Raw genomic sequence first — 11323 nt, forward strand, 5'->3', positions numbered from 1 at the left:
CCGATCCGGCACATCCCCGGCCGCGCCCGCCGGCCGCTCCGAGGCCGTTCCGCCGCCGCGCGGGGAGCAGGAGGCCGCCGATCCGGTGCCGAGCCCGGCAGCCGCAGCGCCGCAGCGCGCCGCGCTGGAGGTGGGGGACCGGCCGGCGCACGCCCTGCTGCGGGACGCCGTCGCCGCCGGCAGCGACGTCGTCCTGATGCCCGCCGCCCCCGGGGAACCGCCCGCCTGGTGGGTGCACGACAACGGCCGGCGGGCGCTGCCCATGACCGGGCTGCCCGCCCCGCTGACCGCCGGCCGCCCTGGCGGCACGGCCGGCTGGAGCATCCCGCTCCTGGACGCCGTGCCCGTCCTGCGCCGGCCCCTCGCGGACGCGAGCCCGACCGCGCTGTTCTGGCAGCGCGCCCTGCACATCACCCTCCAGCTCCTCGCCGCCCGGCTGATCTACCCCGCCTACGCCGACGGCGCCGCAGGCGGCCGGGCGGTGTGGCGCGTCGGCCCGATCCCCCCGGCCGCCGAGCACGCCCTGACCGCCCTCGCCGCCGCCGCACCCCCCGACGCGCTCCCGTCCCCGCTGCCGGCCCGCCAGGCCCTGACCGTGTGCGGCGACGCGCTCGCCGACGCACTGGTGCGCACCCCGGCCGCCGCCCTCTTCGGCCCCAGCCCCTGGACCGCCGCCGACACCTCCGCCGTGGACGCCGCGACCGAGCGCGCGGTACGCGGCTGGCTGGACGAGGTCGAGGACCAGGCGGACGGCGGCCCGCCTCCGCAGCTGATCCTGCACATCGCGGCCCCCAGCGACGAGCAGGCCGCCGCGGGCCGCCTCACCGCCGACCTGCACCTCGCCCCCGTCGAGGCGCCCGCCGGAGAGGGAACACCGGTACCGGCCGCTGAGGTCTGGTCCGGGACGGCCCCGCTGGCCGGCCAGCCGGCGGACGCGGTGCGGCCACGGGTACGGCGCGCGCTGCGCCGGGCCGCGCGCCGGTGCCCGGCCCTGGCCGGCCTCGCCCAGCAGGAGACCCCCCGCCGCAGCACGCTGCACGCCGGGGCCCTCGAAGCCCTCCTGGAGCAGGAGGACGAGCTCACGGAAGCCGGCGTGCGGGTGGTGTGGCCCGGACGACTGCGCACCGCGCTGCACAGCGCCACGGTCATCGGCACCCCACCCGCGCCGCAACCCGGCAGCCGGCCGGGCGCGGGGGCGGCGCCGCGGTTCAGCGTGAGCGCGCTGCTCGACTTCCGCTGGCAGATCGCCCTGGACGGCGTGGCGTTGAGCGAGGCGGAGATGGACACCCTCGCCGAGGCCGCCCGGCCCCTGGTGCGCATCCGCGGCCAGTGGCTGCTGGCCGACCCCGTGCTGCGCCGCCGGGCCCGCCACCGCCTGCTGGGCCAACTGCCCGGCACACAGGCCCTGACCGCGGCGCTGACCGGGACCGTCACCGTCGACGACACCCCCGTCCCCTGCCGTCCCGTCGGCCAGCTCGCCGACATGATCGGCGTCCTGACCAGCGGCGAACACCATCACCAACCGGTAGCCGCCCCGACCGGGCTGCGCGCGACGCTGCGCGACTACCAGCAGCGGGCCCTGACCTGGCTCGCCCACACTGCCGGCCTGGGGTTCGGCGCGGTCCTCGCCGACGACATGGGCCTGGGCAAGACCCTCACCGCGCTCGCGTTCACCCTCCATCACCAGCAGCACCACCCCGGCCCGGTCCTGGTGCTCTGCCCCGCCTCCCTGGTGGCCAACTGGCAGCGGGAAGCGGCCCGGTTCACCCCCGGTCTGCGGGTCATCGCCTACCACGGCCCCCAGCGCACCCTCAACGACGTCACCGACACCACGGTGGTCGTCACCACGTACGGCATCCTCCGGCAGGACCTGGCCCGCCTGTCCGCCCGCCCCTGGCCGCTCGTCATCGCCGACGAAGCCCAGCATGCGAACAACCCCGCCTCCGCCACCGCCCGGCACCTGCGCGCCCTGCCCGCCGCCACCCGCCTGGCCCTGACCGGCACGCCGACCGAGAACAACCTCTCCGAACTGTGGGCGCTGCTGGACTGGACCAACCCGTCCCTGTTCGGGACGCTGACGGCGTTCAGGGCGCGGTGGGCGACCGCGGCCGAGAAGGACCCGCACGGCCCCCAGGCCGCCGAACTCGCCCGCGTCATCGCCCCGTTCCTCCTGCAACGCCGCAAAACCGACCCCGGAATCGCCCCGGAACTCCCCGCCAAGACCGACCAGTCGCACCCCGTCCAGCTCACCACGGAGCAGGCCGGCCTCTACGAGGCCCTCGTACGCGAAACCCTCCAGCAGATCCGGGCCAGCCGCGGCATCACCCGCAGCGGCCTCGTCTTCAAGCTGCTGACCGCCCTGAAACAGATCACCAACCACCCCGCCCACTACCTGCGCGAACAGCCCCCCGCCTTCGCGGACGCGGAGCAGTTCACTGCCCGCTCCGCCAAAACCGCCGCCCTGATGGACCTGCTGGCCACCCTCCGCACGCGCGAGGAGGCCTCACTCCTGTTCACCGGCTACGTGGCCATGGGCCGGCTGCTCCACCAGCACCTCACCCACCTCGGCTACGACCCGCTCTTCCTCCACGGCGCGACGCCCCTGCCCGAACGCCAGCGCATGGTCGACGCGTTCCAGGCCGGCCGGCACCCGGTGATGATCCTCTCCCGCAAAGCCGCCGGCACCGGCCTGAACCTCACTCACGCAGGCCACGTCGTGCACTTCGACCGCTGGTGGAATGCCGCGGTCGAAGACCAGGCGACCGACCGCGCCCACCGCCTCGGCCAGCAGAAAACCGTCACCGTGCACCGCCTGATCACCGAACACACCATCGAAGACCGCATCGACGAACTCGTCGCCCACAAAAGCGCCCTGGCCTCCGCCATCCGCACCGGCGGCGACCGGGCCCTCGCCCAGCTCACCGACCGCGAACTCGCCGACCTCGTCACCCTGAAAGCCCACCGATGAGCCCCCACCCCGCCGGCGCGTGGACCCGCGTCCTGACCGCCGCCGCCGACACCGCGACCCTGCAGGCCGCCCGGCATCTGCTCACCGCCCACGACGCCCCGCTCAACATCAACCAGGGCTTCGCCACCAGCAAATTCCCCCTGCTCCACGGCCGCGTCGCCCGCCCCCGCCTCCACATCACCCCCCTGCCCGACCAGCAATGGGACCGCATCGAAGCCGCCCTCCTCTCCAACCCCGGCCAGCTCACCGACCCCGCCGGCACCCCCCTGACCCCCGCACCGCACGAGATCACCCACACCTGCCCCTGCACCCCCGGCACCACCACCCCGTGCGCCCACTCCACCGCCCTCGCACTCCTGCTCACCGAGCGCCTGCACACCGCCCCCGACCTGCTGTGCACCCTCCGCGGACGCCCCTACCCACAGCTCAAGAAACGCCTGCGCACACAAGAGACCACCCCAGCCCCGGAAACAGCCGACCCCCCACCCGCACCCCCCACCCCCACGGGCACCGCCCCGCCGATCCCCGAGCCGGCCGACCTCGACCTCACGAACGCACGCCCGGCGCTCACCGGCGCGCCCCCGCCGCCCGCACCCTTGCCCGACCTGCCCGCCCTCACCGCACTGGCCGCGGACGCCGCCCACCGCGCCGCAGCCCTCCTGCACGGCCACGACACACCCCCGAGCCCCGACACCGACAGCGACCTCGCGCGCTTCACCGCCCTGAAACACGGCATCCCCTACCGCCAGGCCGCCATGGACCACCTCGGCCTCGGCACCGTCGCCATGGGCCACCTCACGCTCGCCCACACCCACGGCGGCCCCGCCGGCGCCGCCGCCTACCTCCACCCACACGCCGTCGACCACGAAATCCTCGCCCGCGCCCAGGCCGACATCCAGCCCCTGCGCCCCGCCCCCCACGCCACCGTCGAATGCGAGGACAACCGCCTCACCGACCCGGCCGCCGGCATCCAACTGCGGTACGGACCCGACGGACGCTGGTACCCCTACCGCGCCCCGTACGGCACCTGGCACCCGGTCCCCGGACCCTCCACCGACCCCGCCCAGGCCTACCGCGCCGCCCGCAAAGCCGCCCGACCCCGCTAGCCTTCCCGCCGCCCCTACGAGGCCCGGTGTGCTGGCTCCGGTTAGACGGGGCGGCACCGGTGACGAGCCACCTCGCTATCGCACGGAAGTTCGATTTATTATCGAGGTATGCACAGCGAATGGCGCGAGCGAGCAGGACCTTGGGCGCGGGCCACATTGCCCGACGGCCAGCAGCTCGACGTGATCGTCACCTCCAGGGAGCGCACCCAGGATGGCCGCTGGTGGTTCCACGCCGAAGCTATCCTGCCGAGCCGCCAGGAACGCCCCAACGGCCATTTTGAGGCGACGGCCGAACCCGTAGCGTTCACCGTGGCCGCCGCCGATATCACTCCGATCCCCGGGGAAGACTACTCGGCGCTCCCCACCACCGGCGCGGTCGCCGGCCGCCAGTGGGTGCTCCAAAAGCTCCACGTCTACATGAACGGCGGCGCTTCCCGCCGCCTCCACCGAGCCGACTGCTGGCAGGCCCACGGAAGCACGCTGGAGCGCATCACCACCGAGGAAGCCGCCCGCCTGCTGCACACGGCCGAAGCCGATCTGTGCGACGTGTGCCGCCCCGACCGAGCGCTGCGCCGGCCGTTATCCCGAACCACGCGGCGGGCGCGGCCAGCTGCCGTGAGGGTCTCCCAGGTCGGCACTGGCGAACACGTCCCGCCGCGGGGTGAGCGCGGGACTGGCGGAACTGGCGACCGTCTCAAAAGGGGTACGAGTGCGCCGCCTCTCCTTGAAGGAGCCTGACAGTTAGATGGCCGTCAGGGGCTTGCGACAGGGCGCGACAGTGCACACTGATCGAATTTCATGCCGCCGCACTCCAGGTGGCCAGCGGATATCATACCGGGCCGCGCTGGCGTTGGCCGCGGTCAGATGCTCGGTGGCGGCCTTCTTCCAGGTGTTCTTGCCGATGAGCCCGTCCGCGTTCAGCCCGTGATCGGCTTGCCACTTCTTGGATGCCGCCGTGGTCTTGGGCCCGAACTCACAGTCGATCTCCGCTGCGGGGAGATCCCCCTCGGACCACAGGATCTGCTGCCACAACGCCGTCACGTTTCCCTTGGCGTGGTGACTGGCGGACACGATCTCCTCGTTCCACCAGTCGTCCAGAAGTGAGCCCTCGCCGGAGAAGGCCGCCCCACGCGCGAATGCCGGCGAGGCGGCCATCACCGCAACTGCCGCGCCGGCGCCGAGGATACCGAGCAAATATCTACTGATTCCTCCCGATGCTTTTGATTATATCCATGTCATCCACGTGGCGGCAGGTAGCGGTATCGGCCTGGGCCAACTACTGAAAGGCGAAGTTCAGACATCCGAGAGTTCTCGGAAGGAGGAGGTCATGAGATATGACTAGTTCGCAGTGCACGGCGGATCGAGTGCGGGGGAGTGCGATTGTGCCGACAACAGCTGGGCGCCAGCCGAGTTGCGCCTGTGGCAGTTCGACGCCGCACCGCTGGACGGTAGGAAGCAGGGCCGCATACCGTGCGTATGGGGTGCATCGGCGACCGGCCTCTGTGGTGGTAGGCGGGGCCGGGGCCGGGTGCAGCTGCGGGATGCGCGGAACACCCTCGCGTCGGCGGGGAGGACGACGGCTCTGGCGGCCCACGCGCGCCCACCTGCGGAACACCCTCGCGTCGGCGGGGAGGACGACGACGTCCATGTGCTCCCACTCCGCCTGAGTGGAACACCCTCGCGTCGGCGGGGAGGACCCTTCCTGACCTGCCACTTAAGAAGTGCTTTGCACTTTCTTGACTGTTGCCGATGGTGGGTTGCGGGCAAGCATGCGAACACGGTACACACCCGCACGGAGGCGTCGTCGGTGGTATCCGCTCGGGCTCATCCCAGTTGTTTCGGGTGGAAAGACGGCATGGCGTTGCTTCTCCTCGACGACCTGTCGAAGGATCGCTTCCTCACGCTTCTCCCGCCTTGACTGTCGTCGCAGGGATCTGAGCACGAGTTCAGTTCCATGGTCAGAAGTTGCACCGTTCTTCCCCCAACTCCGTCGCCGATGCGCGTGTTGGTGTTCGTTTGCCGCGGGTGGTCTGGAGTGCCGGACGGCGGGTCTTCGGTTGGTGCAGGATGTGGGGCTCGGGCGCGTGGGGGTTCCGGTGTCGGGCGTTGGGAGAGGATCGGTCCGCTGAGCAAGCTGCCTACGGTGCGCGGTCCGGGTCCAGTCCGCCTCTCCTGGTCGCGGCGGATGCGGGACGCGGGTGCTCCGTTGTGTATCCGTCCGTTCCGGCTGCATTTCACGGCGCGGCTGCTGTCGTGGTCGGGGTCGGCGGTGGCGCCGATCGGGCTGGCGTTCGCGGTGCTGGATATCGGTGGTGGTGCCGGTGGGCTGGGGCTGGTGCTCGCCGCCGGGACGGTGCCGCAGGTCCTTCTCCTGCTGCTGGGTGGCGTGGTGGCCGATCGCTGGTCGCGGGCCCGGGTGATGGTGTGGTCCAACGTGGTGTGCGCGGTCGCCGAGGCAGTGGCCGTGCTGTTGCTGTGGTTCGGTTCGGCGCAGGTGTGGCATCTGGTGGTGATGTCGGCGGTGTGCGGGGCGGCGTCGGCGTTCTTCGCTCCGGCGGCCGGCGGGGTCGTGGTGGAGGTCGTTCCGTCTGTGTTACGGCATGCCGCGAACGCTCTGTTGAAGATCGGGCAGAACGTGGTGAAGGTCGGCGGTCCGGCGCTGGGCGGCGGGCTGGTGGCCGTGGTGGGGCCGGGGTGGGCGATCGGCTGGGATGCGCTGACGTTCGCGGCGGCGGCGCTGCTGTGCGCGCGCATCGATCTGGGAGCCGGCCGGGTGAGCGTGCGGTCGGGGTTCGTCGCGGATCTGCGGGAGGGCTGGCGGGATTTCTGGGCGCGGCGCTGGCTGTGGGTGATGGTGCTCCAGGGTGCCTGCGTCGTACCGGTGTGGCTGGTGGGGTATCAGTTGCTCGGGCCGGTGTTCGGGCTGCGGTTCCTGGGCGGCGCGGGGGCGTGGGGTGTGGTCGTCGCCGGGTTTACGGCCGGGCTGGTGGGCGGGTCGACGGTTGCCCTGTTGTGGAAGCCGAGGCGGGTCGGCTGGGTGGTGTGTGCGGGGCTGGGTTCGCTGGCGTTCCCGCTGGGCGCGATGGCGTTGGTGGTCCCGGTTTCGCTGCTTGCGGCATCCGCTGTTGTGGCGGGTGGGGGGCTGGCGGTCAGCATGACCACCTGGTCCAGCCTGGTGCAGGAGCGCATTCCGGTGGACCGGATGAGCCGGACGATGTCGTACGCGACTCTGGGGCAGATCCTCCCGGTCCCGGTGGCCTATCTCCTCGCGGGACCGCTCTTCCACGCGTTCGGGGTGCGGGCGACGCTCGCGGCCGGGGCCGTCGTGATCGTCGCCATGGCCGCTGCCCCGCTGCTGCTTGGTCAGGTACGGGCCCTGTCCCTCCCCGACGGCAGGGCGGTGGGGGCCGGTGTCCTCGCGTCAGCGGAACGGGCGCCCAGGTAGAAGGCTCGCGCGACCTCGACGGCACCGCGGAAGTCACGAAACGCACGGTCGCGGGCTGCCGCGTCGCGTACCGCTCGATCAGAGTCGAGGGGCAGGCCCCAGCGGTCGAGGAGGTGCCGGCCGATCCGGTCGGCGCGCAGGTGCCCGACGGTGTGCTGCGGGTCGTCGGCTTCGGCTGCCGCGTTGCATCCGAAGGCGATGGCCACGGCGTCGGGAGTGGCGAGCGCGGCGTTGAGCAGGGCCCCGGCTTCGGCCCGGGTGGCGGGCCAGACGTCCCAGGCTCCGTCCAGACGCGCGGAGCGCACCATGATCCGCAGCAACCGTTCCGGGCCGGGCAGGGAACGGACTTCCTTCGTGGTGAGCCAGAACGCGAGCTGCTGCGCGCCCAAGGCTGCGGCCTCCAGACCGTGCCGCGCGGCCGTGCGCAGAGCCCGTTGCTCCAGGTCGGGCGCGTCCGGGGTGGAGTGTTCGGCGATGGCGGCCAGGACGCGCCGTCGCCACCGGGCGGGGAAGCCGGGGTCGTAGAGCTGCTGGTGCTGAAGGAGGGCGAGGAAGGGAATCCGGTCGGCCGCGGTGTCGGGGTGGAAGGCCGCGGTCCAGTAGCGGACGAAGCTCGTGCGCCATCCTTCGTCGCGCCACGCCGCGGTATCGGGCAGCGGCGGGGTGGCGGCTGCGAGGCGGCGCAGGGCGAGTTCGGCGTCCTCGCCTTTCAGGTCGTACGGGTGGCGCCGCCGCCAGGCGTTCACCGCTTCGAAGGCGCCGGAGACATGGGCGGTACGGGCAGCGCGGGCCAGGGCGGCCCAAGTCCGGCGGGTGTAGGGCAGTTGACGGCCAGCGCCTGAAGGTCCCGTGCCTGAGCGTCGGTGATCCGGTCGGAGGCCGCGGCCCGCCGTATGGCGGTGCGCAGATTGACCAGGGCTTCGGTGAGGGCCCGGCCGTCCGGGGTGTGCAGGACGGCGACCTCGTCGTCCGCCTCCAAGGCTCCGGTGCGGAAGTCCTCGTAGATCCGGCCGATGCCGATCATGCCGTAGGGGGCGAGTTCGGCCGCCCGCAGCGCGCCCATGCTGGCGGTGCCGAGGACACGGACGCCGCTGTCCAGCAGGACGAGGATCTCCTTGTGCCGTACGGGGGCGCACTGGTGCCACAGCCCGTCGATGATCACGACGGTGTCGCCGGGCCCGGCGGCCAGCTGGAGGAGGTCGCCGTGGCGGACCGGCGGATGGCAGACGGCGCCGGGCAGCAGGGAGGTTGTCCGGATGCGCCCCCTCCGCAGAGTCGTACGCGGTGGTGCACGCCCGTCGTCGGGCCGGTCTGGCGTCCGCTCCTGACCTGATACGACAGCTTTGACTCTCTCGGACAGGAGTTCACGAATGGGGTGACCTGCCCTGATACGCATGCATCGAAGATCGTTTCCCATAGCTCTGGCGATCGCTCCCGTGGTCTACCGCTGGGCTCGGTGGCCTCCGGCCCAGGCGGCGAGCTCGGTACGAGCATCATCGAAGACGTCCAGGCTGGTGAACAGGTACACGTGCTCGTTGGCCGGCTTCCCGTACTTCAGTCGCGTCGCCACCACACGGCTCAGATCGTCTGGCGGGTGCAGGGGGCGAGGTGGCTGAACACGGCGGCTTTGAGCCGGGGGCCTCATCGTGGTGGTGGGCTCGGTAGCGAATGCGATGCCGGGGTGGGGTGTCCGGTCAGGGCAGCATTTTTGAACTTGGTGTACAGGCCCGGCTGAATCTCGTCGAAACGATCACGTAGTACGCGCTGCGACTGAACGGTTCGGACTGAAGGGGAGAGACTTCAGTGTCCTGATGGGCTTGGGCAGACTGGCGCGGATGTCTGGCCGCGCAGGTAGGTGGAACGCTCCTCAGGGGTGAAGTCGCGGTCAACGGCTCGGCAGATGCGTTTGATGGATTCGGTGACGTCAGGAAGAACTGGGGCCCACAGGCGCGCCGTGCCGTCGGCACTGCCGGTGGCGAGGGTTTTACCGTCAGAACTGAATGCCACCAAGTACACCGAGATGCCGTCGTGGTGGAGTTCGGCGCGTGGTTTGGATGTTCCGCTAGCAGTCGCATCCCACAGGCGCGCCGTGCCGTCGGCACTGCCGGCGGCGAGGGTTTTGCCGTCGGGACTGAACGCCACCGAATTCACCAGGCCGTTGTCGGGGAGTTGGACGCGTGGTTTGGATGCTCCGCTAGCAGTCGCATCCCACAGGCGCACCGTGCCGTCGGCACTGCCGGCGGCGAGGGTTTTGCCGTCGGGACTGAACGCCACCGAATTCAACAGGCCGCTGTCGGAGAGTTTGGTCCGTGGTTCGGATGTTCCGTTAGCCGTCATATTCCACAGGCGCACCGTACCGTCGGCACTGCCGGCGGCGAGGGTTTTACTGTCGGGACTGAACGCCACCGAATACACCCAATCGCTGCTGCCGGTGATCTTGACTCGTGATGTGGAGGCCCCGTTGGCAGTCGTATCCCACAGGCGCACCGTGCCGTCTTCGCTGCCGGCGGCGAGGGTTTTACCGTCAGGGCTGAACGCCACCGGGCCCCCCGCATTTTCGCGGTCGAAGGAGGAGGGTAATAGGATGCGCGGTTTGGATGTTTCGCTAGCAGTCGTATCCCACAGGCGCACCGTGCCGTCGGCACGGCTCATGGCGAAATTTTTAACGTCAGGGCTGAACGCCATCGAGTACACCCGATCCTCGTAGACTCCGTATTTGTAGTTGTCGGGGAGTTTGGTCCGTGGTTTGGATGTTCCGTTAGCCGTCGTATCCCATAGGCGTGCCGTACCGTCTTCAGCGCCGGTGGCGAGGACATTGCCGTCAGGGCTGAACACCACCGAGAGCACACCGTGGCCGTTGTGACGGAAATTGGCGCGAGGTTTGAATACTCCCTTATCAGTTGCATCCCACAGGCGCGCCACGCCGTCGTTGCTGCCGGTGGCGAGGGATTTGCCATCATGACTGAACGCCACCGAGTTCACCGCTTCGTTGTCGTGGTGGAGTTCGGCGCGTGGTTTGGACGTTCCGTTGGTAGTCGCATCCCACAGGCGCACCGTGCCGTCGGCACTGCCGGCGGCGAGGGTTTTGCTGTCAGGACTGAACGCCACCGAATACACCCAGCCCGTGTCGGAAAGTGCGGCGCGTGGTTTGGATGCTCCGCTAGCAGTCGCATCCCACAGGCGCACCGTGCCGTCGTAGCTGCCGGTGGCGAGGGTTTTGCTGTCAGGACTGAACGCCACCGAGTTCACCCTTTCGTTGTCGTGGTGGAGTTCAGCGCGTGGTTTGGATGCTCCGCTAGCAGTCGCATCCCACAGGCGCACCGTGCCGTCGTAACTGCCGGTGGCGAGGGTTTTGCTGTCAGGACTGAACGCCACCGAGTTCACCGCTCCGTTGTGGTGGAGTTCAGCGCGTGGTTTGGATGCTCCGCTAGCAGTCGTGTCCCACAGGCGCGCCACGCCGTCGTTGCTGCCGGTGGCGAGGGTTTTGCCGTCGGGGCTGAACGCCACCGAGAACACCGTGCTGCCGTTGCCGGCGAAGCGGTTGCGGAGAGGGGCGAGTGCGGCGGCCGCGTAGAGGCTGCTCGTTGCTTCGCTGGTGGGGCTGATGCGGTGGGCCTGGACGGCCAGGAGTGAGGCCAGGTCAGGGTTGGTGCCGATGAGGACGGTGGACTGGGCGGCCAGCTGGCGGGACTGTGCCTCGCGCTGAGCGGCGACTGCCTCTTGGCGTTGCCAGAAGGCGATTCCCGCGGCGATGAGGGCGAGGACGAGCAGTCCGGCCAGGGCGGTGTTGATGCGTCGGGTCCG

The 11323-nt window shown here is 70.7% G+C and carries 8 protein-coding genes and 1 pseudogene; 4 read left to right on the top strand and 5 right to left on the bottom strand.

Translation table 11 applies throughout. From position 1 onward, the window contains the following. From ACFU99_RS17790 to ACFU99_RS17800, 3 genes are all read left to right on the top strand, one after another. Positions 1-2968, top strand: a 2968-nt coding sequence (locus tag ACFU99_RS17790) for a DEAD/DEAH box helicase (RefSeq protein ID WP_384392561.1), incomplete at its 5' end; no start/stop codon positions are given. Then, a complete protein-coding gene (locus tag ACFU99_RS17795) occupies positions 2965-4074 on the top strand; it encodes a hypothetical protein (RefSeq protein WP_384392564.1) in 1110 nt (369 codons plus the stop codon). The genes ACFU99_RS17790 and ACFU99_RS17795, both read left to right, overlap by 4 nt. Before the next feature lie 108 nt (positions 4075-4182). Continuing rightward, the gene (locus ACFU99_RS17800) at positions 4183-4812 is read left to right on the top strand and encodes a DUF6233 domain-containing protein (RefSeq protein WP_384392567.1); all 630 of its coding nucleotides are present in this window, start codon (positions 4183-4185) and stop codon (positions 4810-4812) included. 3 nt (positions 4813-4815) lie between these two features. Here the strand turns inward: ACFU99_RS17800 and ACFU99_RS17805 are convergent, their stop codons facing one another. Continuing rightward, on the bottom strand, positions 4816-5268 hold the full coding sequence (locus ACFU99_RS17805; RefSeq protein WP_384392569.1) for a peptidoglycan-binding protein: 453 nt from the start codon (positions 5266-5268) through the stop codon (positions 4816-4818). 991 nt (positions 5269-6259) lie between these two features. Here ACFU99_RS17805 and ACFU99_RS17810 point away from each other — a divergent pair. Then, positions 6260-7519: an MFS transporter gene (locus tag ACFU99_RS17810; protein WP_384392571.1), complete on the top strand. Its 1260-nt coding sequence runs from the start codon at positions 6260-6262 to the stop codon at positions 7517-7519. Here ACFU99_RS17810 and ACFU99_RS17815 read toward each other — a convergent pair. From ACFU99_RS17815 to ACFU99_RS17830, 4 genes and pseudogenes are all read right to left on the bottom strand, one after another. Beyond that, positions 7438-8265, bottom strand: a complete 828-nt coding sequence (locus ACFU99_RS17815; RefSeq protein ID WP_384392574.1) for a hypothetical protein — start codon at positions 8263-8265, stop codon at positions 7438-7440. The genes ACFU99_RS17810 and ACFU99_RS17815 overlap by 82 nt on opposite strands. Further along, positions 8262-8915, bottom strand: coding sequence for a TfuA-like protein (locus ACFU99_RS17820; RefSeq protein WP_384392577.1), 654 nt, complete (start codon positions 8913-8915; stop codon positions 8262-8264). The genes ACFU99_RS17815 and ACFU99_RS17820 overlap by 4 nt, the downstream gene beginning before the upstream one ends. 45 nt (positions 8916-8960) lie before the next feature. After that, on the bottom strand, positions 8961-9089 hold the full coding sequence (locus ACFU99_RS17825; protein WP_384392580.1) for a hypothetical protein: 129 nt from the start codon (positions 9087-9089) through the stop codon (positions 8961-8963). Positions 9090-9319: 230 nt separating this feature from the next. Continuing rightward, positions 9320-11323, bottom strand: a pseudogene (locus ACFU99_RS17830) (hypothetical protein); the annotation flags it as partial.

Origin of the sequence: Streptomyces sp. NPDC057654 (genome assembly GCF_042800135.1) — a bacterium.
Classification (GTDB): domain Bacteria; phylum Actinomycetota; class Actinomycetes; order Streptomycetales; family Streptomycetaceae; genus Streptomyces.